Genomic DNA, 24,588 nt, shown 5'->3' on the forward strand with positions numbered 1-24,588 from the left:
CGCCCTACGCCGCAACCTGATTGCGTCGACCACGGCCGAATTCCGCGGCGTCGTCCCCCTCATCGACAGTGAGAGCCAGCGCGTTCTGGAAATCGAATTCAACCGACACCGAGGAGCCCTTCTCGAACACGTCGTGCGAACCGACATTTGCGTGAAGCAATTGTCCTCCGATATCGATTTCGTAGCGAATGAGATGACCAAGAAATCCGGCTGATTTTATCGTCCCTTGGATCTGATTGACGTTCTGGCCACCGTTCGGGGTTAACGAGAGGGCAATATTCTCAGGCCGGATCGAAACGACAATCGTCTCGCCGGCTTTCATGCTGCGTGTAAAACGACAGGCAATTTTGCGCCCGCTCGCAAGCGTGACCGACCCGAAGGCATCTTCTGGCACATCGGCATCGACCTTTGCCTGAATAACATTGGTCGACCCCATGAAACTCGCAACGAAGCCGTTTGCCGGGCGAAAATAGATATCCTGCGGGGTTCCCATCTGCACGATGAGACCTTTGTTCATCACCGCGATCAGATCGGACATTTCCAATGCCTCGGCTTGATCATGCGTGACATAGATCGTCGTTACCCCGAGGCGAGCCTGCAGGCTCTTGAGTTCCGCCCGCATCTCATCGCGCAGCAGAGCGTCGAGATTCGAAAGCGGTTCGTCAAGAAGAAGCAGACTGGGTGTTTTAACAATGGCTCGAGCGAGCGCCACGCGTTGCTGCTGTCCACCTGATAGCTGAGTGGCAGAGCGACTCTCAAAACCCATGAGATCGACTGATGCAAGAGCCTTCTCCACCATCTCCTTCACCTGCGTTGAGGTATACTTCTCGCGCCCCACACGGAGCGGAAAGGCAACATTCTCAAATACTGTCAGATGAGGCCAGATGGCGTAGGACTGAAAGACCATGCCGATGTTGCGTCGGTTGAGGGGAATGTGCTGGCCGGTGCCGGCGTCGAAAAAAGTGGTCGCTCCAAGGCGGATTGCACCAGTGTTGGGAGTTTCGAGGCCCGCGATGCAGCGCAACGTCGTTGTCTTGCCACATCCGGATGGCCCAAGAAGCGTGAAAAAGGTGCCATTCTTCAGTTCAAAATCGGCCTGTCGGACGCCGCCGGTCGTTCCTAAATAGATTTTAGATAGACCGCTGACCGTGAGTGATGGTTGGACATTCTTCATCAGGATTACTTTCCAGAAATCAGATCAGTGCGTCGACGGGTGATGATATACAAGGTAGCGGTGAATAGCGTCATCGCAGCGGTCCATACGACACCCATGGCAGCAACTTCGCCGCCAGCTCCGTTGACCCACTGATCGAACATCGCAACCGACATTGTTTTTGCGTTGTAGCCTGCCAACAAAACAGCAATCGAAAGTTCTTTTGCCGCGATGAGGAAAATGAAAAGCCATCCGGCGATGAGCGATGGTGAGATCAACGGAACAAGAATGCGCTTCAGGGTTGTGACCTTCGTGGCACCCGAAATGCTGGCGGCGTCTTCCAGTTCGCGATGAATCTGTATGATGCCTGCGTGTGAATAACGCATCCCATAGGGAAGATAGCGGATCACAAATGCAAAGCCGATCACCCACAATGTGCCGTAAACGGGAAGCGGGAAATTCAGCGCCATCTCGATCATCGCGACACCTAGAACGATGCCGGGGAAGACGAGCGGAACGCTGGTCAGCTGATCGAGCAACGCGCTGCCACGCCAGCGCCGGACGCTCATCCACGCCGCAATCGAGGTAATCGTCATCGCGACTGTCGCGGAGGCGACCGCAACAATGAGAGTGTTCAGAGCAAGCTCCAGGTAGTAGGCTTGGGCAAACACTGCGCGATAATGGTCGAGCGTAAGGTTCATCAACCCCGCCAGGTTCATCGGGCGGGCGAATGGCGTCAGCGAATTATAGAGAATCGCCGCAAGCGGCAAAATCAGAACGACGAAACCATTGAACAAGATCAGTGCGGCACCAATCCACCGACCTCGCCCGAGATCGAACGGTCGCGGACGGTAGCCCTTGCCGGTGATGGAGGCAAAGCGCTCCGCGTGCTTTGCCAGCTTGCCATAGTAGTGCAGGAGCACCGCAACCACCACCATCAGCACCACCGAGAATGCGCTGGCGTGGCCCATCTGCGGCGGAACGCGGGTCATCGACAGATAGATGTCCGTCGTAAGCAAGCTGATCTTGGACGGAGTACCGATAAGCACCGGAACATCGAACGCCTCAAGATTGCGAATGAAGACAAAAAGACCGAGGCCCAAAATGGCCGGAAGGGCGAGCCTGAGTGAAATGCGCGTCACAGTCGCGAAGACGGAAGCGCCTGCCATGCGCGCCGCCTCCTCCATATCAGCATTCGACCGACGAAACGTGGCTGAGAGGAGCAGGAACACGAGCGGCGACCACAAGAATCCTTCAATCAAAACCATCCCAGTAATCGAATAGACGTTGAAGAATGTCCCTGATGAATCAGCCAGCGCGCGATAGATGCTGTTCACCGGCCCTGCGCGGCCAAGAATATACAGCCAAGCGCTGACGTAGATGATGTAGGGTGTGCCGAGTGAAATAATTGCCGAAATGTAAGCGAGCGGCTTGAAAGGCACATTGGTGCGCTCGACCAGCCAGGCAACGAGGCCGCCATTGACAAGTGATAACACCATCGCCAGGGCGGCGAACGACACCGAATTCCACGCGCTTACATAAAGGTGCGGATCGTTGAATAGCATCGCGTAATTGGCGAGGGTAAATCCGAGATCCTCGCCCCGCAAACTTGTCCGGATCAGCACAATGACCGGCGGAATGACAATTGCTGCCAGAATGACACTGAGAACAATAGCCGGAAGCCTCTCAAGGATCCGCTCGCCTAGAGGCTTGCGATAAACAGGCAAAGGCGCAGCGAGATCAAGCGTACTCATCGGAACAACTCATTGTAGACGGTGACCCACTTCGGCAGTTCGGTCTCAACGATTTCCGGCGTCAGCACTTGCGCCTTGAAGTTGCCGCCCTCCGGCTTTTCGGCCGGGACCTTGGCGGATACCTTCGGGTGCGAGGGGATGTACCCCGCATCACGGATGACATGCTGCCCCTCTTCCGACAAACTGAAATCGATAAAGAGTTTGCCAGCGTTGGGGTTCGGTCCCTTGAGCAGCATCACGATATCGAGCGTAGCGGTGACGGGCTCAAGTTTCAGCCACTTTACCGGCGCGCCTTTGGCAGCGCTGATGTCCGAATGATTGTTGAATGTTGCGATTGCGAGAGGATATTCGCCAGCGATCACCTGATCGAGCACCACGCGCTGGTTGGAAGGCACATTGACGAGTTTTTGCGCAGCCAGCTTTTGAAGATAGGCTAGGCCTTTGTCCTGCCCCATGCTCTGCAATATCGTTCCGATAAAGCCTGCGGCGCCCCCTTGCGTCAGTTGGTTTGTCCAGGCGATCTTGCCGGTCCACTTCGGATCGAGCAAGTCCTGATAGCCCTTCGGCTCGTCCGTAGCCTTGACCAAGTCTGTGTTCACCGCGGCGACCAGGAAGTAGAGCGCGTCCGCCGTCCACATCCCATTGGGGTCTTTGAGCTCCGCCGGGTAGTCTTTCGCCGAGTCTGGAATATACTTCTCGACTGCATTGGCCTTGATCAAGGGCCAGACCGCTGAGCCACCGTGATGGACATCGCCTCGCACGCCCCCGGCACGGGCCTCCCCGAGCAGCTTCAGGAGGAGATCGGTCGCCGTTCCCGGCACGATTTGCACCTTGATGCCGGGGTATTTCTTTTCAAAGGCAGCGGCCATCGGGCGCGCAAGTTGGTTCTCGACGAAGGAAACATACCAGACGACTTGGCCCTCCTTCTTGGCTGCATCGATCATTCCTTGATCAGCGGCGCGCCCGACCCCAAAGGAAGCCATAAAGGCAACCACGCCGAGCGATAAGCCAAACAGCCGACTGCGCAGACCATTCATCAGTTCCTCCCGTTATCGCGCCCTTGTGGCGTCGTTATCGTTCACAGAATAAGCGGCGGGATCCCCGACGCTTAGATATTCAATGCCCCCGATAAATGGGCTTTCTCTTCTCCTGGAAGGCAATACGCCCTTCGATACGGTCCTTTGTGTCGCGCAACAGGCCCCACGTCATCCGTTCTTGCGTGATGGCGTCAGCAAGCGTCATGTTCAGTCCCCGCCGCACAAGCCCCTTGACGGCATTCACCGCGAGCGGAGCATTCGCCGCGATTTTTAGAGCAATCGCACGAGCTTCCGTCATCAGACCCTCTGCCGGAACGGCCCTGCTGATGAGACCAATCCTCAAGGCTTCCGTCGCATCAATCGTTTCTGCCGCGAGCAGCATGAGCATCGCGTCGCTCATGCCAATCGTACGCGGGAGACGTTGCGTGCCGCCAGCGCCCGGAATTGAACCGACCCGCACCTCCGGCAACGCGAATTTTGCGGTGTCCGCTGCAATGCGAATGTCGCACGCGAGCGCCATTTCCAGGCCGCCCCCCATGGCGAGACCATTGACCGCGCAGATGATCGGCTTATCCATGTCGATCGCGTCAATCCACCGAGGCTCGCGGGACCCGCCACCGAAACTAAGTTGCGCGTGACTCTCCTTCGGCGGCATCGTTTTCTTGAGGTCGGCACCGACACAGAAGGCCTTTTGTCCCTCACCGCTGATAATGACGACGCGGACGGCAGGATCAATCCGCACCTGATTGAGCGCGTCGGACAGCTCCTGCTGCGTCTCGGGATCGAGGGCATTCAGCGCCTCGGGCCGGCTTAGCAGGAGCGTTGCAATTCCGTCTTCGATTGAGAATTTGAGCGCCACGGCAGTCCTTACAGCGATAAAAGTATTGATGCGGCACGCGGCGTATGCCGCTGGTGTCCTTATCTTCGGGTTGACTTGGCCCGTCGGTCAAACGAGCTTTCCGAGCCCTTGTGTTGATGAAAAATCACGAAGACGGCAGTCGGCGCGCGCATCGTAAAAATGCACGAATCCGATCGGCAACGAGATCGGGCGTCAAAACCGGCATGACATGGCCGGACAAGAGCGTCTCGAAGACAGCGCCTTTTATCATGCCGGCATCGCACGCGACCCGCTCTGGCGGACGCGTGCCATCCTCCGAACCCGCAAGCACGAGCGCCCGACAGCATAATGCCTCAAGATCGGTGGTTAGATCGAGTTGCAAGAGCATTTGATAATAAGCGGCGTAACTCACCGGATCGTTGCCGATCGCCCGGCCTCGAAACGCCCTGAAGCGACCCGGATCGGTTCGAAACCGTGCTGGATAAGTAGCATCGAGCCGGGCCTCCACGCGGCCCCGCAAGCCGCCGCCACGAATGCTCTCGGCGATCGCGATTGTCGCCTCCTGTCGCTCTTGCGGGATCCCAGTCGCCGGCGACATGAGGGTCAAGTTCTCGACCCGAGAGGGGTAGCGAGCGGCGAAGCCCACCGCGACCGCGGCGCCGACCGCGACGCCCGCGATCGAAACGGGATCGTCGATGCCCAACGCGTCGAGCAACGATCTCAGATCTTCGATCAGTTCGTCGAAAGACAAGGTTCGGATTTTTTGCGAGAGGCCTGCTCCGCGCATATCGAACCGCAGAACACGAAAGTCGGGGAATCGATCGACCACCGCGTCCCAAGTCTCGAGCGTTCCCCCCATCTCATGCAGCAGGATGAGCGTGCGCTCGCCGGTGCCCGCCAATTCATATCGCAGGGACACACCGTTGACATCCGTCCAATCGATCACCGTTCACCCCTCACTCGCGGAATTCGGTGGCCTGAAAGGAAGGCCTTCTGCACAACTGCTCGTACCAAGTCGCCAATTCCTGCCGTTCGCTGCGCCAGTTCTCTGCAGAAAACCGGAAATCCGCGTACGACAGCGCACAGCCGATCGCGATGAAGCCGATATCGAGACGCCGTCCGTGCCACGACGGAGCGGCATTATTCCACGCGTCGGCGACGCGCTGCAATTTGCCTCGACAAATAGCCACATATTGTGGGCTCAACGGATGATCGGCCCGCCGCCGCTCGCCATACCAGCGCATGAAGTTCGCAAGCAGGCCGTCCGCCTCCGCTTGCCGCCGGGCCATTTCCAAGCGCGCGTCGGGATGGATCGGGACAAGCAGGGTAGCGACGTTCAGCTGTGAGAGATAGTCACAGATGACACCCGAATCGTAAAGACTCGTGCCGTCGTCGAGCACGAGCGTCGGTAGTTGCCCGAGCGGGTTGTGCGAACCGACCTCCTCGTCGGTCTGGAGAAACGACACAACCTTCGGCACGCGTTCGATGTCGTCAATCAAGCCGACCTCATGTGCACAGACCAGCACTTTCCGCACGAAGGGAGAGCGATCCGATGAATAAAGTTTCATGTCAATTACCAGCTCTCAGACTACTCAATTCGTTGACGCCGGCGCCTAATCTTGTCAATAGAATTTCAATAACAACACAATTGAGTTTTCGTCGAGGGAGATCGCCATGACTACACGTTTGCCGCCCTTAAATGCTTTACGCGCGCTTGAAGCGGCGGGGCGTTATGTGAGTTTCACTCGCGCGGCCGACGAGCTGCACGTCACACCTGGCGCGATCAGCCGGCAGATTCGTGGGCTCGAGGACATACTCGGCTTCTCCCTGTTCGAACGCCACCACCGCGAGGTGAAGTTGACAGCCGAAAGCCAAGTCTATGTGGAGGCGCTGACAGATGCGTTTAACCAGATGGAACGGGCGACCCGCCGCCTCGTCGACTCGCGCAAGCAAAATTACCTCCACATCCACACGGCGATCACCTTCACCATGAGATGGCTCGTTCCGAAGCTTGTCGCCTTCCACGCGCTCTATCCCAAGCGCGAAATCAGGATGTCGACGATGATGCCGGGAGCTGCGGATCTCAGCGCGCTGCCGACCGACGTTTCGATCCAGATCCGTAGCCCGGAGATTGTGGCGGCCGCCGCGCCGGCACTGATTGCGCACCCGCTTATGGACATTGATCTCGTTCCTGTCTGCAGTCCTCAACTGATGGCCGAATGCGAACTCGGCCGCGCCCCCTCGCGCTGGCAGACGGTGACGCGGCTAATTTCATCGGCACGCCCGAACGACTGGCAGACTTGGGTTGCTGCTTCCGGGGTCGATATCGACCCACAGATCGGAATGCGCGTCGAGAGTTCGAGCCTCGCCTACCAGGCGGCAATTGAGGGAATCGGCGTGGCACTCGCAATGAAGCGGCTGGTGCAGGAAGATCTCAAAGCAGGCCGCCTCGTAATTGCGCACCCGCTTATCTATCCGACCGGCACGTCCTTTTATCTCCTCTATTCTCAGGCTGCCTCGCAGATGCCGCAGGTCAAAGAATTTCGCGATTGGGTCGTCCAAGAAGCGAAGGACAAGGACTAAAGCGCAATGTCTTCGCGTCCGTCGTGAGCCTACTTCAACGAAGGCCCCAATATCCTCGTTTGACCCCTCCATCCCTCTCCCGCAATCGTCAGGCGTATTCTGCGACATCCAGCTATCCGGTTGGGTCGCAGTCGAGATGGGTGATTGCAGATGGCGCCACGAGACCATGACCGACTGCGGGCGGACCGATGACACCGGGCAGGAAACCTTTGTCCGGTGTCACGCTCGTCGAGACGACCGCTACGGATGCGCCCGAGGCGCTCGTCCATGCCGCAGGGCTGTGCGGTCGGATGGCGGCCGATCTCGGTGCGCGCGTTATACGCATTGAAGATCCAGGGTCAAAGCCGTCTTCAGCTGACCTCTTCTTGCACACAGGCAAGGAACGTCTGTCGACGCAGCCGCGCAACAGAGCGGCTCTCATCGCGGACTTCGCGAAAGAGGCCGATGCGTTAATTGTTGATCCCGCAAGCTTCGCGGCAATGCCGGAGCAATCGTGTAGCGCAATCGCCGTCATCCTCGCCATGTCTCGCGATGCTCCGGAACGCGGAAGCGAATTCACCGTCGAGGCACGGTCCGGCCTTCTCGATCTCGTAGGTGATCCAACGCGTGAACCATTGCGATTAGGAGGACATCAGATTGGATATTCCGGCGGCCTCGCAGCATATCTTGGCATGATCGCCGCCCTGTTGCGACGCAAAGCAGGTCTGCCCGGAGGCCCCGTCCACGTCGATCTCCTTGATGTTGCCGTCTGGCTCAACTGGAAGACCTTGAGCACGGCGTCCCGCACGGGGCGCGCACCCACGCGCGCTGGAGCCGCCGCTGAGTGGAGCGTCGTCGCCTGCTCCGATGGCTATGTCGCTCTCGTGTATCGCGTGCAGGAATGGGAGGCGTTGAAGACGGCAACCAACGATGTGCGCCTCAATGACGAGCGGTTTCAGACTGCCGCCGGGCGTCGGCTTCACCGTGGAGACCTCAACACCATCCTTGCCGACATTTTCTCAAGCAAGACGCGGTCCGAAATCCGCGCGATGGCGCTCTCAAAAAAGCTACCTCTGGGCCCGGTCTGGACACCTGATGAGCTGCGCGACAATCCGCACATGATCGCTCGCAACTTTTTGTATTTGGTCGAAACCGGCGAGGCCCCGGTCCCTATGCCAACTTTGCCAGTCAAATGGAACAAGCGGACTTTCGCTCCGGCGATTGCCAATTCTGCTATCCCCATCGCTTTGGACCCTGCCGAATGAGGCCCATGCATCAATGCCGTGTGCTCGATCTCGGTATCATCACGGCGGGCGCCGCGACCTCTGCCGTTCTTGCCGATCTCGGCGCCGAGGTCATAAAAATCGAGAGCCCATCCTATCAGGATCCGTTCCGGAAATGGTCGGGGGAAACCTTCGCGGGCGAGCATCCGGACCTGCCTCCTTTCTTTCGTATGACCAACCGAGGCAAGCTCAACGCGGGAATCGATCTGAAGCATCCTCATGGGCGCGAGGTCTTCCTACGGCTCGTAGCCAAGAGCGACATCGTCGTGGAGAATTTCAGCCGTGGTGTTCTGGAGAGACTCGGTCTCGACTACCAGACATTGAAGGCGGTCAATCCCGACATCATTCTTGCCTCTATTTCCAGCCAGGGCGAAGACGGGCCGGACAGGCCATACGTCTCTTTTGGGTCCACGTTGGAGGCGATGGCGGGACTTGCCGCAATCACCGGATACGCTGGCGGACCGCCTGTTGTTTCGGGCATTGAGCTGAATTTTCCCGATCAGGTCGTCGCCATATTCGCCTCCGCGATGATCACGACCGCTTGGTTCGCGAAGGAGAATGGCGCCGGGGGCGCGCATCTCGATATGTCGCAGAGGGAACTGACCAGCTTCCTCTGCGGCGAAGCCTTTCTGACGCGCGCACCGCTGCGACAAGGCAATGCGCAGGACGGCATTCCGCTGCAAGAATGCTTCCGTAGCAATGACGGCGTCTGGGTCGCGGTCACAGTCTACGAACGAAACATGCGCTCGCTCCGGAAGCTTACCGGCGGTGTCACAGCGGCTGAGATCGGGGCTTGGATCGCTTCGCATGATGGGGCGAGAATCGTCTCTGCACTTGAAGGTGAAGGAGTAGCTGCCGCAGCAGTCGCCGATGGAACAGATGTACTGGCGCAGTGGGACGTAAGCTGGTCCAGAGCCCTTAAGCGAGGTGCCGATGGCGATATTGTCAAAGGCTTCCTGTTCGAGGACGACAGCGCCCCAATGACAGTCGGACGGCCTGCGGTGCTTCTCGGGGCCGACACTCGCGATGTACTCATCCGAGTTGGCGGCTACAGCAACGCGGAGATCGACGCTCTGGTGACACTTGGCGCCGTCGCAAGCGAGTCGAACAATGAGGTCCCGGCTGCCCGCGATCCTCTCACCACTTCCGGACAAGAGAAATGATCATCCAGGGTCGAGATTACGAACACACGATGGCTATTCCGACCGACCCGAATGCGCTTTTCCGCTATCAGCCGACGGAGCTCGGCCCGGCAATACAGGCAATCCTGAGAGGCGAGCCATTTGATGCGGCCGAGTTCACGCTCGCCGGCTACATTATCCTGAAGGAGCGCGAGCAACCGAGATTTACCGCCATTCCGGCGTTTCCGGCGCGTTCCTTTTTCCATTCTTGTCTCTGGGTCCGGCGTGAATCGCCGCTTCACTCCTTCAAGGATCTCGTAGGCAAGCGGATAGGCCTGCGCGACTACACCTCGACGACTTCAGTGTGGTTCCGCGGGCACTTGAAGCGCACCGAAGGTGTCGATTGGGGAACGATTGCCTGGGTGGTCGGTCCCAATCGTCGATTCCCGCCACCGTCGGAGGCGGACATTACGCCGACGGACGGAGATCTTGAAGACAAGTTGCTCAACGACGAGATAGACGCCTTCTTCTCCATTCGAGTGCGCGACCAGAAAAAGCCTGACGCAGAGCGTCGCCTGCGGCCGCTCCTGGAAGATCCCCACGGCGTAGAGGCCAATTATTATCGCGCAAGCGGTCTCTATCCCTTGCTTCATGTCGTGGTTGTTTCTGATCGCATTGCCGAGGCGAATTACGGCGCGCCGAAAGCCATCTTCGACCTTTTTCAGGAAGCCAAGCGCACCGCCCTGAGGCGCAAGATCGGCAGCACCCTCCTCCCGTGGGGCGAGCCTCATTGGGAGCAATCAATGGCGCTATTCGACGGGGATCCTCTGCCCTACGGACTCACAGAGCGCAACCGTTGCAATATCCAGACACTGATCGAGTATCTGCACGACCAGAAGCTGATCCAACGCAAACCACATATCGATGAGCTGTTCTGGCCGAACAGTGCCGAATGGACATAGGGAGAGAGTAAGGCATGAACGAAAAGCCGCAGCCGCAATCCGGCACGAAACGACCGGTTTCGCCCCCCAGGATCCCCCTGCCGGTGGGCGCCTGGGACTGTCACGCCCATGTCTTCGGACCATTCGACAAATTTCCCGTCCTCGCCGAACGTCGGTATGATCCACCGCTGGCGCCAGCCGAAGATTATCTGGCAATGCTCGATACCGTCGGTTTCGAGAACGGGGTCATTGTCCATGCCTCCGCCAAGGGATTCGACATGAGCAACGTCGCGGACGCACTGGCGCGTAGAGCGGACCGGCTGATCGGTGTAGCGGTCGTCTCGCGCGATGCCGATGACGCGGAATTCGAGAAATTGCACCAGCAAGGCTTTCGTGCGGTGCGGTTCACCGAGAACGGTGGGCATGTCGGCCGCTCCCCGGGGACATTATATTTCGACGATCTCGACAAGATGGCCCCGAAACTGAGGGAACTGGGTTGGCATGCTCAAGTTTGGGGACGCTGCGATCTCATCATGGGCAATAGCGCGGCTTTGGCCAATTACGATATCCCCATCATGTTCGATCATCTTGGCTATGCCGAAACGGAGAAGGGCGTCGGCGACACCACGTTCCAATCTTTCCTCGAATGGCTGCCGGCCGGTGATTTCTGGGTCAAGACCACTCCCATACGCATCTCGAAAGCCGCGCCTGACTATCCGGAGGCCAAGCCCTTTTACGAGGCACTGCTCAAGGCTGTGCCGGATCGCATCGTTTTCGGCAGCGATTGGCCTTATCTCAGCCTCGACGAGAGCCCGCCCGATGTCGGCCATCTGATCGATCTGTTGGACGAATGGACAGGTGACGAAACGCTGCGCCAGAAAATCTTCGTCGACAACCCACTGGCGTTCTACCGGCGATAATCCCCCTTGCCAAATTGGGAGCGCCGGCCTGCGTGGGTCGGCGCTCCCAAAAATGGCGACTAGATCAGCCGCATTTTCGGTATCGTCACGCCACCACTGTCCTCGTAGACCACCTCGACCCTGCACCCGATCCAGTCACCTTCAGGCTCAGGACCGATGAGGTTCGAGATGACGATTGGCCCCTCGTCGAGCCGCACCGCGATGGTGTTATATGGCGGCGGAAAATCGTCGAAGTACTTACGATGGAAGATGGCCCAGGACAAGATTTCGCCGGTCCCTTTGATGGGCCGCCATTCATACGTCATCGACAGGCTATCCGGGCAGATCGGTGACGGGGGGTAGCGGAAACTGTCGCTTTCCGGACAGTATTGGAGGGCCCATTTCCTGTTGGAAATGCTCTCCCACATCGGCTTGTCATAATGACCGAGGACCCGGCTCGAACTTCCCACGACGATCTCCCTAGTGACCATAGATGATGGAGAGGGCTTTGCCGGCGACATCAGACGAATAATGCACGTAGCGACAGTCCGGCACCTGGCGCGCGCCGCACTCGCCTCGAATCTGCCGCACAGCTTCGACCTGATGGTTCCAGCCCTGCATGTAGCTCTCCGAGAGGTGACCGCCGGAGGTGTTGACGGGCAGCCCCCTTTCTAACGAAATCCCAGTGTCCGCAAAAAATTTCGCCGCCTCTCCATAGCCACAATAGCCGTATCCCTCGAGCGCAAGCGGAATGTGGACAGAGAAGCTGTCATAGATTTGCAGGCAGGACATATCCCGCGGACCGACGCCGGCCATATTGAACACCTGCTCGGCAACCTTTTTCTGTGCAGGCCGGTAGAAGTTGGTCAGGCGCGGAACGAGACTCGTCGCGTCACGGCTGAGATCGTGGCGGCCGATGCCGTGAATAACGGCTGGTTTCCGCTTTCCACGGCGGGCCCGCTCGGCGCTCATCATGATGAACGCAACGCCGCCGTCATTGATTAGGCAATAGTCGAGCAGATGCAGAGGCTCGGTTACGTAATGTGTCGAGAGGTATTCCTCAATAGTGACACGCTTCTGCATAATCGCGTTGGGATTGAGGCTTGAATGCAGACGTTGCGCGACCGCGACCTGACCCAAATCGGCCTCGGTGAAACCGGTATCATGCATGAACCGCCGCAGCATAATCGCATAGAGCGCCCCTTGAGAAGTGAACCCCCAAGGGGCGTGATAGATATAGGAGAGGAAGGCATTTCCACCCGCCGCGTTGGAGCCGCCATAGTTGACCGCCGCGGAGCGTTGATCGTTGCCATAGACGAGAGCAACGACCTCACACATGCCGGAGTGGATCGCCATTGCGGCGGCCTGAATGCCCATCATCGCATCCGCTTGGGCGCCCCAGTTCGGATCAATACCCAGAACTTCACACATCCGCTCGTGTGCAGTCGGCGGCCCGGAAACGATTCCATCGATCTCCGACTTATCGATTCCCGCGTCTTCGAGCGCGCGTTTAAACGCGAGGGCCGCATAGCCAAATGAATCATACGGTTTTGTTCCGCCGCGAACGGCGGCGTAGTCAGCGATCCAGTCGCTGTGACCAACACCAGAGATCGCAACCGCTCCGGACAGTGCATTGCTCAGTTGGGCTTCGCTCATGTGAAATTCTCGGAATAGGTCGACGACACACGTCGCCGAAACATACTGAACACTGTGATCGAGATCGGGCAGCGTCAAACGAGGTTTGTGGACTCGCGTGTTGAGGTAAACTCAAACCGGTGTTACAGGGCGCATCTCCCATGCAGCAGCCTTTGATGCGATCCTCTACTCAACGAGACCAGCGGTATAGCGGATCAACCGGCAACGTCTTTGCGGTGAAGTTTCGCATCGGTCCGAGCTTGCACCGTTTCGAAGTCGACGTCGGCGATCAATTCGATCACCTCGAAGCCGCGCGCAGTGACGTCGATCACGGCAAGGTTGGTGTAAATGCGCTTTACGACACCGGAAGCTGTCAGTGGGTATGAGCAGTGGCGCACCAACTTGCTCACGCCCTGTTTCGTCGTGTGCTCCATGGCAACCCAGATGCGCCTGGCGCCCACCGCAAGATCCATCGCGCCGCCGACAGCGGGCGCGGTATCGCTCGCCGACGTTGACCAATTGGCAAGGTCCCCGTTCTCCGCGACTTCCAATGCGCCGAGCACGCAAAGGTCGAGATGGCCGCCCCGGATCATTGTGAAACTCAGGGCATGGTCAAACAGGCTCGCCCCTGGAAGCAGCGTCACATTCTGCTTTCCGGCATTCACAAGCCAAGGGTCGGCCAAAGTCTCGTCGGGAGCCGGACCCATGCCCAGAATACCGTTTTCCGACTGAAAGAGCACTTCACGACCTTCCGGCACAAGGTCGCCTACCAGAGTTGGAATGCCGATGCCGAGATTGACATGCCAGCCCTCGGGGATATCGCGTGCGATCAGCCTTGCGATCGCCTTACGCCCATCAAGCCCCGGACCGGTCATACGATCTGCTGCAGATCTCATGATAGAATTTCCTTAATATGAAATCGCTTGGTAAGGCGGGGCATAAGGGATCTCGACGATCCGATCGACGAAGATGCTGGGTGTGACGACAGCGGTTGGCTCAATGGTGCCGAGATCATGCACTTTCTGCACCTGCACGACGGTCTTTTCGGCGGCGGTCGCCATGATGGGATTGAAATTCTGACCGGAGCCGCGAAAGATAAGATTGCCCCACCGGTCGGCTTCCCACGCCTCGATGAGCGCCAAGTCTCCCTTGAGTGGCAGTTCGAGCACGTATGACACGCCGCCGATATCACGCGTTTCCTTGCCCTCGGCGAGCAGCGTACCCACACCGGTCCGGGTATAGAACCCCCCAATGCCAGCGCCACCAGCACGAATGCGCTCCGCGAGCGTGCCTTGCGGCGTGATTTCGAGTTCGAGTTTTCCCGCAGCGTAAAGTTCGGAAAAGACTGCGGCAGTGCGCGGGTAAGAGCACACAATCTTGCGAACACGTCCAAGCTTCATAAGGCGCGGTAGCCCACTCGTGCCGATGCCAGCATTGTTGCAGACGATCGTCAGATCCTTGGCGCCGTGTTCGATAAGACCATCGATCAATGCCATGGGGTGACCGACTTGGCCAAAACCTCCCACCAGCACGGTCGAGCCATCCTTGACGTCGGCAAGTGCCTCGGCGGCAGTAGCAACCCGCTTGTCGATCATCGAACGGCTCCGGCCTTGGGTTTAAACATCGGCAGCGCATTTCCTTCTGCCGTCTCCACGAAGGCAACGCTCACTGGATCGCCGATCCTGAGCGCCACCGGATCGCATTCGATAAGATTGGTCATCATCGTGGGGCCCTCCGACAACGTGACATAAGCCATCACGTACGGCGGCTTGGCGCGGCGCATGATGCTGAACGAGTAGATGACCCCCTCACCCGACGCCTCGACCCATTTCGTGTCCATGCTGGTGCAGAAGGGGCAGTGCTCGCGGGGATACCAATGAGCCTTCTCGCACGCGTCACAACGCTTTATGAAAAATCGACCTTCCTTCGCGGCCTCCCAGAAGGTCTGCGTCTCCGACGTCGGTTGAGGCTCAATAAAAACACGTTCCGTCATGATCATTCTCGCTCCAGGATCAGCGTACCGGAGGCGTGGCGTACCCCGAGTTGTCCACCGATGCCGTTGGCGAGCGCCAGATCACAATTCCTGACCTGTACGGCGGGATGGGCTTCGCCGCGCACCTGGCGGACCGCTTCGATGATTTTGGTCATACCGCCCCGATTACCGGGGTGATTATTGCACAACCCGCCGCCGTCCGTATTGAAGGGAAGCTTTCCGACGCCCGAGATGAGATTACCGTCCATCACGAAGCGCCCCCCCTCCCCCTTGGCACAGAAACCGAGGTCTTCGAGCTGCATCAGCACTGTGATGGTGAAGCTGTCATAGAGTGAAACATATTTGATGTCCGCGGGGCTCACCCCCGCTTGTGCGAAAGCGGCTTTGCCGGACCAGAACGCACCGGATTGAGTAATCTCGAAATACCCCCCCTGCTGATGCTGCGGCCGTTCGCCAGCACCGATGACCTTGACGAGGGGGCGCTTCAGGCTCTTGGCTATTTCTGCTCGTGTCACGATGAGCGCGCCGCCACCATCCGTCACGACGCAACAATCCAGACGATGAAGGGGATCGGCGACCATCGGTGAATTGACCACATCCTCCACCGATACGAGGTCGCGCGAGAATGCGCGTTCGTTGTACTGCGCATGATGCGATGCGGCAACCTTGATCCAGGCAAGTTGCTCGCTGGTGGTGCCATAGAGATGCATATGTCGCATCGCGGTCATGCCGTAGACGTTCAGTATCTGGATACCAAAGGGCTGTTCCCACTGGAAATCGGGCTGGTTCGGGTCGTCTCGGCGAACAAGGCCGCCTTTGCCCCGCCCCTCGGCGCGCGGGCGTCCTGCGAGCGTGATGAGAGCAACGTCGCACTTCCCCGCGGCGATCGCTTGAGCCGCATGAGAGACATGCAGCAGATAGGATGATCCGCTCGTATTTGTTGTGTCGACGTGCCTCAGATTGAGGTTCATGTAGTCTGCGATGGATAAGGGTCCGGTTCCCGGAGCGTCCGGGCCGCAGAAAAAGCCATCGATGTCATCCTTGCTGAGACCTGCGTCGGCCAGCGCGCCGAGTGCCGCCTCGATCTGCAGCTGAGCGAGGGTTTTACCACCGGCATCCCGTGTCGGATGCTCATAAGCGCCAGCGATATAGGCCAATGCGGGATGCGCCATTGGGTTGTGAGCTCCCAAGAGTGAGAAACCTCGCCAAAAGCTCTCAGGCCTCAAGACAAGTCAAGGGATTTGCCGGACAGCTTGCTTGACTTCAGTTCACGCGAAGCAAGTGGGATGGTTTCTCATGCGTTCATGTGATTTTGTCGATTGACGCAGGCTTCATAACTCTCCTCTTTTCACTATGATAAATGGTGCAAGAATATAATGCCCTATGTTGAGGCCAACGGCACGAGCCTGCATTATGAGCTTGCGGGCCACGGCGGACAAATCCTTGTGCTCATTCATGAGTTGGGGGGATCGCTAAGGAGTTGGGACGAAATCGTCCCGGCCTTCGCCGCCAGCCATCGCGTCCTTCGTTACGATATGCGCGGGCATGGCTCATCCGAGAAAATCCGCGCCCCCTACAGCGCCAGGGATGCAGCAGCCGATCTGGCTGGTCTGCTTGACGCGTTTGGCATTGGTCGACCGGTGACGATCGCCGGCTGTGCTGTCGGTGCCTGCGTCGGGCTGCAATTCGCGGCGACCTACCCTGAGCGGATGCAATCGCTGATCGCGATGGCGCCGTCGACCGGAATAGGGGAACAGGCACGACCCTGGGTGCTCAAATGGGCGGACGAGATCGAACGGGACGGCATGCGCCGCTTCGTCGACGAGGAAATGGCGCCGAATGCCTATCCCCCGGTATTGCGCACCGATCAGGAACGGTTCGCGCGATTTCGCGGGCAGCAAATATCGAATGACCCCGCGAGCTTCGCGGCGACTTATCGCATGCTCGTCGATTGCGATATCGGCAATCACCTCAACGCCGTCACTTGTCCGACGCTTCTCGTCGCCGGTACGCATGACGTGCCGCGCTCTCCCGCTTTCGTCTCGACGCTCGTCGGGGCATTTCCGGATGCCCGTATGGTGGTAATTGACAGTGGGCATTTCATGATGGTCCAGACGCCGCACCTCGTGGTGGATGCGATCTCGGGATTTCTCATCGCGCAACAAGAAAGAGGCTAACCGGATGGATCTTCAAATGCGAGGCCGACGTGCTATCGTCTGCGCTTCAAGCCGGGGACTTGGCCTTGCTTGTGCCGAGGCCCTTTTGGGCGAAGGAGTGAATGTCGTTATCAACGGACGCAACGACGCCGTGCTGCAAGAATCCGCCGATCGACTTGCGCTGAGCTATCCCGGGAAGGTGAATGCGGTTGCTGGTGACATCACAACACCGGAGGGGCGTGCCGCACTTCTGGCAGCGTGTCCCGATGCAGACATCCTGGTCAACAACAATGCAGGCCCGGATCCGGCCCCCTTCGAGAAGATCAGCGACGCGACGTGGCTTGCAGGCATCGAGGCGAATATGCTAGCGCCGCTTTTTCTCGTCCGGGCTCTCCTGCCGGGTATGATCGAACGGCGTTATGGCCGCATCGTAAGTATCACCTCTGCCATGGTGACGACTCCCCGCCCGCGCATGACGCTTTCGGCGGGCGCCCGCGCCGGGTTGACGGCGGCGCTGAAGGGGCTTTCGCTCGATGTTGCTCGCTATAATGTTACGATAAACAACATATTGCCTGAACGCTTTGACACTGATCGACAGGAATTCATGGCGCAACAGGCGATGAAGCGGACAGGCTGCACTTATGAAGAAGCCCGACGCCAGCAGACGGAGAGCATCGCCGCCAAGCGCCTTGGACGGCCAGAGGAACTTGGTGCGCTCTGCGCTTTCCTTTGTAGCCCACTGTCCGGATACATGTCCGGGCAGAACCTCCACTTGGATGGTGGAAGCTATCCAGCTCTGGTCTGATCCTCATGGAGTTCAAGATGCGGTTGTTCTGGTCCCCTCGCTCGCCATTTGCACGCAAAGCCATGGTCGTTGCGCATGAGGTCGGTGTGGCAAACAGGATCGAGCAGGTCACGACTATCGTGACCGCGGAGACCTTCAACGCCGACTACGCATCGATCAACCCGACGGGCCTGCTGCCGGCGCTCGAGCTCGAGGATGGCCACGTCCTGTTCGATTCCGACGTGATCTGCGAATATCTCGACACGGTCTTCGGGGGCGAGCACCTCTTGCCCCGCCCGCTTGCTGCTCGCTTTCAAGTATTGAAGCGTCAATCACTCGGCAACGGGCTGATGGACCGCGCAGTTCGTTGGCTTGGCGAAAATTTCAGACCTCCGGCCCTCAAATCCGACGATGTCATTCGATCTTGCCGACAATCGATTCAGGCTATGCTCGACTCGCTGGAAATCGACGCCACGGCCGCCGGCGACAAACGCTTCGACATGGGAGATGCGACCGTCGCCTGCGCTTTGTCGTATCTTGATTTTCGGTTTGCCGCCGAAAGATGGCGCGACGGCCGGCCATGTCTCGCGACACGCTATGCCGCCCAGGCTCTTCGCCCTTCCCTTCGGGAGACGGAGTATATCGCCGCGAAGCCGTCGATCTGAGGCTGTGAGCTGAGCTCAATCCGGGTTTGATATGCTCGGTTGCGGCTTCCCGTCTACACCGGCTGCATGAGACGCGAGCCGGCTCGTCAGTCCGCATCTTCCGCCAAAGGCAAACGATGACTCTCCCACCACCCGTCCTAAAGCCCGCTTTCAATATCACCCGCGCCAGCCATGCTGTACTTCGGGTGCGCGATCTTGCGCACAGCCGCGCCTTCTATGTCGAGACGCTCGGCATGCTGGTCAGCAACGAAGATCCCGACACGCTTTACTTGCGCGGCGTCGAGGAAGCAGCTCACCACAGTCTCGTGTTGAAACGGTCGGTCCAGACCGGTTGCGAACGGCTCGGATTCCGTGTTTTCACCGAGGAGGATCTCGATCTTCTGAGCGCGCATTTCGTAGAACGGGGGCTTCCTCTCTCGTGGGTCGAAGCACCGTTCCAGAGCCGAACGCTCCACGTCACGGATGAAATAGGCGTGCCGCTCGAGTTCTGCGCCTCGATGAAGGTGATGGAGCGTGCCATCAATCGCTTCGACCAGCACACCGGTGCGTGCCCCTTGCGGCTCGATCATATGCAAGTCCTGACACCAGCCGTAGAGCGTGCCTGCGCGATCTACGGCAAAATGGGATTCCGCACGTCCGAGTACATCGCCGACGAGGGCACAGACGCGTTGCGGGCCGTCTTCATGCAGCGCAAGGGCAATCCGCACGATATCGTATTCATGCGCAATGATGGTCCACGCCTGCACCATGTCGCCTTCACCTGCCCAGAGGCGCACCATCTGTTACATCTGTGCGACCTGCTCGCCGCAGCGGGATTCGGCCGCTCCGTAGAATGGGGCCCTGGGCGGCATTTTGGCCCGGGCTATGCGCGGTTCGTCTATCTGCGGGATCCTGACGGTCACCGGGTAGAGTTTTTCAATAACCATTACCAGACCATCGATATCGAGGACGAACCGCTGCGGTGGGTCCCGCCGAGCAAAGGCGAAGCATCCCGTTGGGGGCGACTGTCGCCGCCAAGCTGGCGCGAGGAAGCGACGGCGTTCGTCTGATATCCGCGGCTTTATGCAAGAGTCTCAACCGAGAGCGCCAAAATCTCGGTTGACCCCGCTCCCCGGTCTTTCCAGCCTGCATTCATAGCCGCGTCCAGATTTTTCGACAGGGCGGATAACAAAGCGCCGGGAAGCCGGCCGACAGTTCAAGGGAAGAAACAATGCGCGTTCTGAAGAAACTTCGAATTCTGTCTATTGTCGCGACAAGCCTCGCGTCGCTTGGCGCCGGAAGCGCCCTCGCCGCGGATGCGGCCTTGATCGAGGCCGCCAGGAAGGAAGGCGTGGTCGTCTGGTACGCCTCCGTAGTCGTCAACCAACTTTCGCGGCCAATGATCGCTGCCTTCGAGAAGAAGTACCCCGGCATCAAGGTGCAGCTCGTCGACGGCCAAGCCACCGACCTCGTCGTAAAGCTCATCAATGAGGGCCGCGCAAACAACATTCAGGCGGATGTCAGCCACGGCGCCGCAAACATTCGCGCACCATTGGAGGCAGCAGGGCTCGTCGATACATACCTGCCTGACAGCGCGAAGGATTATGCCGGCGACCTCAAGGATCCGAACGGCACTTGGGTCGCGCAATCGATGCTGTATCTTCTCCCAGCCTATAACAGCGACATGGTGGCAGAGAAGGATGCGCCGAAATCCTTCGCGGACTTGCTTGACCCGAAGTGGAAGGGGAAGATGGCCTGGACCAATGCGATGGTGCAAGGCGGCGCGCCGGGTTTCATCGGTACGGTGCTCGGCAGCATGGGCGAAGAGAAAGGTATGGACTACCTGCGCAAGCTCGCGGCGCAAAAGGTCATCAACGTGCCGGCCAATCAGCGCGTGGTACTTGACCAGGCAGTCAGTGGAGAGTTCCCGATCGCTCTGTCGGTTTTCATCAACCACATCGCCATCAGCGCGCAGAAAGGGGCGCCGATCAAGCCAATCCTTGTCGACCCGGTTACGGGTATCATCGACACGACTTTCCTTATAAAGGGCGCCAAGCATCCGAATGCCGGCAAACTCCTCATTGACTTTATCGTCTCCAAGGAAGGCCAGGAGATCTTCCGTGAGGCTGACTACATCCCCGCGCACCCGCAGGTCTCGGCGAAGATAGCGACGTTGAAGCCCGAAGGTGGCAACTTCAAGGTTCGCATCCTCCCGGCAACTGGCGTGGAGGAGAATATGAAGAAGTGGACCGGCATTTGGAATGAGCTCTACAAGTAGAGCGGCCGCAGCCGGACTTATGAGAGTTCAAAGACTTTCTGTTCGGTGCGGTGCAGGCGCTCCGCACCACTTGCTGTGATGAGGTAATTGTCGCAGCTCGCCGCGAAGACGTTCGGAGTCATGATCGTGGGATGGATCGCCATATTCATCCCGGCCGCGACGATCATCGGCTCGTCGAAACGGACGAGCGGTCGCTCTACAAGATTGTAACCCTGACCGTGTGCGTAGATGCGCCTGTCGACGCCAAGACCCTGTTCGGTCATGTGACGAGAATGGGCCTCGTAAATGTCCCGACAAGCGATTCCGGGCCTGAAATTCTTGATCGTCTCCGTTTGCGCGATCCTTGTCTTCTCAAAAGCATCCATGAACTCGGCAGAGACCTTGCCGAAACAAATATGGCGGATAAGTTCGGTGTAGAATCCTCCGGGTCCGCTGTTCTCGATCAGCAGACATACAACATCGCCATCTCGAATGGTCCGACCCTGAAGCGGGTAGAAGCGCATCGGGGACGCGGTGCCTTGTGGCGCTGATCCAACCAGGAGAATGCCGGTCTCGGCTCCCAACAACCGGCCGTGATATTGCGCGAGCGCGCTGAGTTCGAAGTCGCGCATTCCCGGCCTTCCTTCGGCCAAGACCCTCGCGAAGATCTCGTCCTGCACCTCGGCCGCGCGGCGGATCAGCGTGATCTCCTCCGCACTTTTGATCACCATGAATCCGTCAACAGCATCGGTGACGTCAATGGTCTCGGGCATGCCGACCAGTCCCGCCTGGAGAGTCCTCACGAAAGCGTGGGGCATGCCATCAACATTGATGAGCCCAATGCGATGGCAACGACGCCTGTTGAGCGCCTCCACGACGAGCTCTGCCTCATAGGATTGTGTGTACTGGACCGACTGGAATTCGGCGGTAAACAGTAACTCGCCGACTCCGGGGCGCAGCGGGTCCGTGTCGTCCAGTTGACGTTTCGTGCCCATGTGACCGTGGTCGACGACTGTCATCGGCTCGCGGCTGTGAAAAATCACCGCTTGTCGATAATTGACGGGCTGGTCGGTAAACCAGCGTGTTGCACCGCCCAGATGATCATCGTTGCTAAACGCAACGATGGCATCGATGCGATTCTCCTTCATGTGGTTCCGGACAAGCGACCAGCGGCGCTCGAGTTCAGCGCGGGATACGCCCGCGATCCGGCGTTCATCATCGGTTGTCACGGGCGAGCCCCCCAGCGCGCGAGCCATGTCTCTATTACCGATGGATTGCAGACATGAAGCGGCAATTCACCACAGAGGATGCGCTCCACATTTTCGAGCAGCGCGTCGCCAAGCGCCACCGTCGTCTCGCTCGTGTGCCCGACGACATGCGGTGTCAAAATCGCATTAGGCAAGGCGCGGAGCGGGTGATCGGGGGCCAACGGCAGCGCCTCAAACACGTCCAGCGCTATTCGCATGTTTGGCCGCTCCTGCGCAACGCGGACGAGCGCCGCCTCATCGATGATTGCGCCCCGCGCCGTATTGACGAGGACGGCATCTTCCTTCATGCGCCGCAACCGGGTCTCGTCGATGAGCCCGCGGGTGGAATCATCAAGATTCGTGAGGATGACGACCACATCGCTTTGCGCCAACACTTCATCGAGGGGAAGAGACCGAACATAGGCCGGCACGCCCCGCGGATGGCGCATAAACGTCAATAGTTCGACCTGCCAGGGCGCGAGGAGCTGCGCGACTGTTTGGGCGATCCGTCCAAATCCAATGAGGCCGATGGTCTTGCGCCTCAACATACGGGCGCGCCGCTCAATATTGGCCGATGTCGGCTCACGGAGTTGGGCTTGTGATCGATCAAGATCGTAGAGCGACGCAAGAATGAGCATGACCGTCGCTTCGGCCATGCTGACATAACTTTCCACAACGTGACCGTTGGCGACGAGGATGCCCCGCCTTGTCGCCTCTGTCTCTGCGATGTTTTCAGTCCCCGTGACCATCGAGACGACAGCGCGAAGCCTTGGAGCCAAGTCCATTTCCTGAATTCGCACTGGCATATCGGGCATCGTGAGGATCACATCGGAGGCGGCAATGCCGGCGGAATCGGCCCGGAACGCATCCACTGATGGATACGTGACAATCTCGTGACCGCGCTCGGAAAGCAGGGTCTGCGCCATCCGTGTCATCTTCGCCGCTTTCGCCGACGCCAACACGTTGATCCTGAAGCTCTTCCTCATCCGTTCCGCCGTGTCGCGCCAAAGGCAGCCATCCGCCAGCACTCCCCTTGACGAACCCAGACCGACATAAAACTCATCTCGGCATCCGTCCGCCGGCCGTTGCGCTCGATAACAATGGCCTGTACGCCCGTCACCCAACCGACATCGGAGCTAACTGAAACGTTCGCCTCTTGACGGTCGACACGGCGATACGCATCCGGATCACGCCGGATCATGGCAAGATAGGCCTCTTTGTTGTCGGCCCGCCCGTTGGCATGGATATGCACCAGCTCGTCGGCAAGAATCTCGCTAAGGGCATCAGCATCGCCTGCCATCATGGCTTGGCGGCGCGCATCATCGGCTTCGAGGATAGCGCGTCGATCAGCGTCGGAAGTCAATGACTGCATGACTCTGCTCGCCTAGGCCCGTCACACCACAACGCAGATGGTCCCCTGCTTTTAAAAAGCGCTGGGGCTTGAATCCGGCGCCAACGCCAGAGGGGGTTCCAGTCATGATCACATCGCCTGGCATCAACGTCATGAACTGGCTGAGATAGGAAACCACAAACCGCACGTCGAAGATCATATCGGCCGTCGAGCTTGATTGGAGCCGCTCGCCGTTCACATCGCACCACAGATCAAGCTGCTGCGGATCCGGAACCTCATCGGACGTAACAAGCCACGGACCAATCGGACCAAACGAATCTGCGCTCTTGCCCTTCGTCCACTGACCGCCCCGATGGCTCTGAAAATGACGTTCCGAGACATCATTGGTGGTGCAATAGCCAGCGACGTAATCGAGAGCGCTCGCCTCTTCAATTAAAGTCGCTCGCTGGCCGATGACAACGCCGAGCTCGATTTCCCAGTCCGTCTTGACCGATCCGTATGGGACGATGATGGGGTCATCAGGTCCGTTTAGGCTGGTCGTGGCCTTGAGAAAGACGATTGGCTCCTCTGGAATCTTGGAACCCGTTTCTTCGGCATGCTTTCGGTAGTTGAGTCCAATACAGACAATCTTGCCGACCCCCGCAACGCAGGCGCCTAAGCGAGGGTCAATAACAACCGGCAGACCCGCCACATCAACTGCTCTTAGACGGGCAAGGCCCTCCGGACTGAGCTGTTCGGGGCCGATGTCGGAGACATGAGCCGAGAGATCGCGGATCTGTCCATCGTTATCCAAGATGCCAGGCTTTTCGGCGCCGGCCGGGCCATATCGCAGAAGCTTCAAGTCGGTCCCCTTTTTCTCTCGCGATCACACCCATCCTTCCAGGTTCCGTCAATAGATCAATGCGCGCAGTGGCGTGACAGCAGCTCAAGTGG

Annotated in this window: 26 protein-coding genes; 10 read left to right on the forward strand and 16 right to left on the reverse strand. The window is 58.7% G+C overall.

Annotation, left to right across the window (positions count from 1 at the left end):
• Positions 1–4: 4 nt before the first annotated feature.
• The 6 genes from I2H38_RS10685 to I2H38_RS10710 form a co-directional block, all read right to left on the reverse strand.
• Positions 5–1,174, reverse strand: a complete 1,170-nt coding sequence (locus I2H38_RS10685; protein WP_196271833.1) for an ABC transporter ATP-binding protein — start codon at positions 1,172–1,174, stop codon at positions 5–7.
• A gap of 5 nt (positions 1,175–1,179) precedes the next feature.
• Positions 1,180–2,907, reverse strand: a complete 1,728-nt coding sequence (locus tag I2H38_RS10690; RefSeq protein ID WP_196271834.1) for an ABC transporter permease — start codon at positions 2,905–2,907, stop codon at positions 1,180–1,182.
• Positions 2,904–3,944: an ABC transporter substrate-binding protein gene (locus I2H38_RS10695; protein ID WP_196271835.1), complete on the reverse strand. Its 1,041-nt coding sequence runs from the start codon at positions 3,942–3,944 to the stop codon at positions 2,904–2,906. Before I2H38_RS10695 ends, I2H38_RS10690 begins: the two co-directional genes overlap by 4 nt.
• A 79-nt stretch (positions 3,945–4,023) precedes the next feature.
• Complete coding sequence (locus I2H38_RS10700) at positions 4,024–4,803, reverse strand: enoyl-CoA hydratase/isomerase family protein (protein WP_196271836.1); 780 nt, start codon at positions 4,801–4,803, stop codon at positions 4,024–4,026.
• Between the two features lie 124 nt (positions 4,804–4,927).
• On the reverse strand, positions 4,928–5,728 hold the full coding sequence (locus tag I2H38_RS10705) for an alpha/beta fold hydrolase (RefSeq protein WP_196271837.1): 801 nt from the start codon (positions 5,726–5,728) through the stop codon (positions 4,928–4,930).
• A gap of 10 nt (positions 5,729–5,738) precedes the next feature.
• Positions 5,739–6,350: a glutathione S-transferase family protein gene (locus I2H38_RS10710; protein ID WP_229426650.1), complete on the reverse strand. Its 612-nt coding sequence runs from the start codon at positions 6,348–6,350 to the stop codon at positions 5,739–5,741.
• A gap of 106 nt (positions 6,351–6,456) precedes the next feature.
• Here I2H38_RS10710 and I2H38_RS10715 point away from each other — a divergent pair, with 106 nt between their 5' ends.
• The 5 genes from I2H38_RS10715 to I2H38_RS10735 all read left to right on the forward strand — a co-directional run bounded on the left by I2H38_RS10715 (position 6,457) and on the right by I2H38_RS10735 (position 11,609).
• Positions 6,457–7,365, forward strand: coding sequence for a LysR substrate-binding domain-containing protein (locus I2H38_RS10715; protein WP_196271839.1), 909 nt, complete (start codon positions 6,457–6,459; stop codon positions 7,363–7,365).
• Between the two features lie 209 nt (positions 7,366–7,574).
• On the forward strand, positions 7,575–8,609 hold the full coding sequence (locus tag I2H38_RS10720; protein WP_196271840.1) for a CoA transferase: 1,035 nt from the start codon (positions 7,575–7,577) through the stop codon (positions 8,607–8,609).
• Positions 8,610–8,614: 5 nt separating this feature from the next.
• The gene (locus tag I2H38_RS10725; RefSeq protein ID WP_196271841.1) at positions 8,615–9,790 is read left to right on the forward strand and encodes a CaiB/BaiF CoA transferase family protein; all 1,176 of its coding nucleotides are present in this window, start codon (positions 8,615–8,617) and stop codon (positions 9,788–9,790) included.
• 29 nt (positions 9,791–9,819) lie between these two features.
• Positions 9,820–10,710, forward strand: coding sequence for a PhnD/SsuA/transferrin family substrate-binding protein (locus tag I2H38_RS10730; RefSeq protein ID WP_196271842.1), 891 nt, complete (start codon positions 9,820–9,822; stop codon positions 10,708–10,710).
• Positions 10,711–10,724: 14 nt separating this feature from the next.
• Positions 10,725–11,609, forward strand: coding sequence for an amidohydrolase family protein (locus I2H38_RS10735; RefSeq protein ID WP_196271843.1), 885 nt, complete (start codon positions 10,725–10,727; stop codon positions 11,607–11,609).
• A 59-nt stretch (positions 11,610–11,668) separates the two neighbouring features.
• On the opposite strand, the gene I2H38_RS10740 is transcribed toward I2H38_RS10735, so the two are convergent.
• From I2H38_RS10740 to I2H38_RS10765, 6 genes are all read right to left on the reverse strand, one after another.
• Positions 11,669–11,914, reverse strand: coding sequence for a Zn-ribbon domain-containing OB-fold protein (locus tag I2H38_RS10740; protein WP_229426651.1), 246 nt, complete (start codon positions 11,912–11,914; stop codon positions 11,669–11,671).
• A 154-nt stretch (positions 11,915–12,068) separates the two neighbouring features.
• Positions 12,069–13,244: a thiolase family protein gene (locus I2H38_RS10745; RefSeq protein ID WP_196271844.1), complete on the reverse strand. Its 1,176-nt coding sequence runs from the start codon at positions 13,242–13,244 to the stop codon at positions 12,069–12,071.
• A 194-nt stretch (positions 13,245–13,438) separates the two neighbouring features.
• Positions 13,439–14,119 (reverse strand): 3-oxoacid CoA-transferase subunit B, encoded by a 681-nt coding sequence (locus I2H38_RS10750; RefSeq protein WP_229426652.1) that lies wholly within the window; start codon positions 14,117–14,119, stop codon positions 13,439–13,441.
• Between the two features lie 12 nt (positions 14,120–14,131).
• Positions 14,132–14,815 (reverse strand): CoA transferase subunit A, encoded by a 684-nt coding sequence (locus tag I2H38_RS10755; RefSeq protein WP_456085376.1) that lies wholly within the window; start codon positions 14,813–14,815, stop codon positions 14,132–14,134.
• The gene (locus tag I2H38_RS10760) at positions 14,815–15,216 is read right to left on the reverse strand and encodes a Zn-ribbon domain-containing OB-fold protein (RefSeq protein WP_196271846.1); all 402 of its coding nucleotides are present in this window, start codon (positions 15,214–15,216) and stop codon (positions 14,815–14,817) included. The genes I2H38_RS10755 and I2H38_RS10760 overlap by 1 nt, the downstream gene beginning before the upstream one ends.
• Before the next feature lie 2 nt (positions 15,217–15,218).
• A complete protein-coding gene (locus I2H38_RS10765) occupies positions 15,219–16,388 on the reverse strand; it encodes a thiolase domain-containing protein (protein ID WP_196271847.1) in 1,170 nt (389 codons plus the stop codon).
• Between the two features lie 204 nt (positions 16,389–16,592).
• Here I2H38_RS10765 and I2H38_RS10770 point away from each other — a divergent pair, with 204 nt between their 5' ends.
• The 5 genes from I2H38_RS10770 (at position 16,593) to I2H38_RS10790 (ending at position 21,078) form a co-directional block, all read left to right on the forward strand.
• On the forward strand, positions 16,593–17,393 hold the full coding sequence (locus I2H38_RS10770; protein ID WP_196271848.1) for an alpha/beta fold hydrolase: 801 nt from the start codon (positions 16,593–16,595) through the stop codon (positions 17,391–17,393).
• 4 nt (positions 17,394–17,397) lie between these two features.
• Entirely contained in the window at positions 17,398–18,177 is a 780-nt protein-coding gene (locus I2H38_RS10775; RefSeq protein WP_196271849.1) for an SDR family oxidoreductase, read from the forward strand.
• 17 nt (positions 18,178–18,194) lie between these two features.
• Positions 18,195–18,821 (forward strand): glutathione S-transferase family protein, encoded by a 627-nt coding sequence (locus I2H38_RS10780; protein WP_196271850.1) that lies wholly within the window; start codon positions 18,195–18,197, stop codon positions 18,819–18,821.
• A gap of 116 nt (positions 18,822–18,937) precedes the next feature.
• A complete protein-coding gene (locus I2H38_RS10785) occupies positions 18,938–19,870 on the forward strand; it encodes a VOC family protein (protein ID WP_229426653.1) in 933 nt (310 codons plus the stop codon).
• Between the two features lie 254 nt (positions 19,871–20,124).
• Complete coding sequence (locus I2H38_RS10790; RefSeq protein WP_196271852.1) at positions 20,125–21,078, forward strand: ABC transporter substrate-binding protein; 954 nt, start codon at positions 20,125–20,127, stop codon at positions 21,076–21,078.
• Positions 21,079–21,095: 17 nt separating this feature from the next.
• On the opposite strand, the gene I2H38_RS21400 is transcribed toward I2H38_RS10790, so the two are convergent.
• Genes I2H38_RS21400 through I2H38_RS10810 form a run of 4 tightly spaced genes read right to left on the reverse strand, consistent with a single transcriptional unit; the run spans position 21,096 to position 24,496 of the window.
• Complete coding sequence (locus I2H38_RS21400) at positions 21,096–22,286, reverse strand: M24 family metallopeptidase (protein ID WP_196271853.1); 1,191 nt, start codon at positions 22,284–22,286, stop codon at positions 21,096–21,098.
• Positions 22,283–23,230 (reverse strand): NAD(P)-dependent oxidoreductase, encoded by a 948-nt coding sequence (locus I2H38_RS10800; RefSeq protein WP_210324762.1) that lies wholly within the window; start codon positions 23,228–23,230, stop codon positions 22,283–22,285. Before I2H38_RS10800 ends, I2H38_RS21400 begins: the two co-directional genes overlap by 4 nt.
• 56 nt (positions 23,231–23,286) lie before the next feature.
• Entirely contained in the window at positions 23,287–23,676 is a 390-nt protein-coding gene (locus I2H38_RS10805) for a nuclear transport factor 2 family protein (protein ID WP_196271855.1), read from the reverse strand.
• Positions 23,651–24,496, reverse strand: a complete 846-nt coding sequence (locus tag I2H38_RS10810) for a fumarylacetoacetate hydrolase family protein (RefSeq protein WP_196271856.1) — start codon at positions 24,494–24,496, stop codon at positions 23,651–23,653. The genes I2H38_RS10805 and I2H38_RS10810 overlap by 26 nt, the downstream gene beginning before the upstream one ends.
• Positions 24,497–24,588 lie beyond the last annotated feature (92 nt).

The sequence above is a fragment of the Microvirga alba genome (genome assembly GCF_015694465.1).
GTDB classification, from domain to species: Bacteria; Pseudomonadota; Alphaproteobacteria; order Rhizobiales; family Beijerinckiaceae; genus Microvirga; species Microvirga alba.

Excerpts from the sequence above, each read along its gene's own strand:
- I2H38_RS10730 (WP_196271842.1), top strand. The coding sequence starts at position 9,820 with ATGGCTATTCCGACCGACCCGAATGCGCTTTTCCGCTATCAGCCGACG.
- I2H38_RS10805 (WP_196271855.1), bottom strand. The coding sequence starts at position 23,676 with ATGCAGTCATTGACTTCCGACGCTGATCGACGCGCTATCCTCGAAGCC.
- I2H38_RS10745 (WP_196271844.1), bottom strand. The coding sequence starts at position 13,244 with ATGAGCGAAGCCCAACTGAGCAATGCACTGTCCGGAGCGGTTGCGATC.
- I2H38_RS10710 (WP_229426650.1), bottom strand. The coding sequence starts at position 6,350 with ATGAAACTTTATTCATCGGATCGCTCTCCCTTCGTGCGGAAAGTGCTG.
- I2H38_RS10800 (WP_210324762.1), bottom strand. The coding sequence starts at position 23,230 with ATGGCGCAGACCCTGCTTTCCGAGCGCGGTCACGAGATTGTCACGTAT.
- I2H38_RS10740 (WP_229426651.1), bottom strand. The coding sequence starts at position 11,914 with ATGACGTATGAATGGCGGCCCATCAAAGGGACCGGCGAAATCTTGTCC.
- I2H38_RS10690 (WP_196271834.1), bottom strand. The coding sequence starts at position 2,907 with ATGAGTACGCTTGATCTCGCTGCGCCTTTGCCTGTTTATCGCAAGCCT.
- I2H38_RS10725 (WP_196271841.1), top strand. The coding sequence starts at position 8,615 with ATGCATCAATGCCGTGTGCTCGATCTCGGTATCATCACGGCGGGCGCC.
- I2H38_RS10760 (WP_196271846.1), bottom strand. The coding sequence starts at position 15,216 with ATGACGGAACGTGTTTTTATTGAGCCTCAACCGACGTCGGAGACGCAG.
- I2H38_RS10770 (WP_196271848.1), top strand. The coding sequence starts at position 16,593 with ATGCCCTATGTTGAGGCCAACGGCACGAGCCTGCATTATGAGCTTGCG.
- I2H38_RS10715 (WP_196271839.1), top strand. The coding sequence starts at position 6,457 with ATGACTACACGTTTGCCGCCCTTAAATGCTTTACGCGCGCTTGAAGCG.
- I2H38_RS10775 (WP_196271849.1), top strand. The coding sequence starts at position 17,398 with ATGGATCTTCAAATGCGAGGCCGACGTGCTATCGTCTGCGCTTCAAGC.
- I2H38_RS10765 (WP_196271847.1), bottom strand. The coding sequence starts at position 16,388 with ATGGCGCATCCCGCATTGGCCTATATCGCTGGCGCTTATGAGCATCCG.
- I2H38_RS10685 (WP_196271833.1), bottom strand. The coding sequence starts at position 1,174 with ATGAAGAATGTCCAACCATCACTCACGGTCAGCGGTCTATCTAAAATC.
- I2H38_RS10750 (WP_229426652.1), bottom strand. The coding sequence starts at position 14,119 with ATGAGATCTGCAGCAGATCGTATGACCGGTCCGGGGCTTGATGGGCGT.
- I2H38_RS10735 (WP_196271843.1), top strand. The coding sequence starts at position 10,725 with ATGAACGAAAAGCCGCAGCCGCAATCCGGCACGAAACGACCGGTTTCG.
- I2H38_RS10695 (WP_196271835.1), bottom strand. The coding sequence starts at position 3,944 with ATGAATGGTCTGCGCAGTCGGCTGTTTGGCTTATCGCTCGGCGTGGTT.
- I2H38_RS10780 (WP_196271850.1), top strand. The coding sequence starts at position 18,195 with ATGCGGTTGTTCTGGTCCCCTCGCTCGCCATTTGCACGCAAAGCCATG.
- I2H38_RS10785 (WP_229426653.1), top strand. The coding sequence starts at position 18,938 with ATGACTCTCCCACCACCCGTCCTAAAGCCCGCTTTCAATATCACCCGC.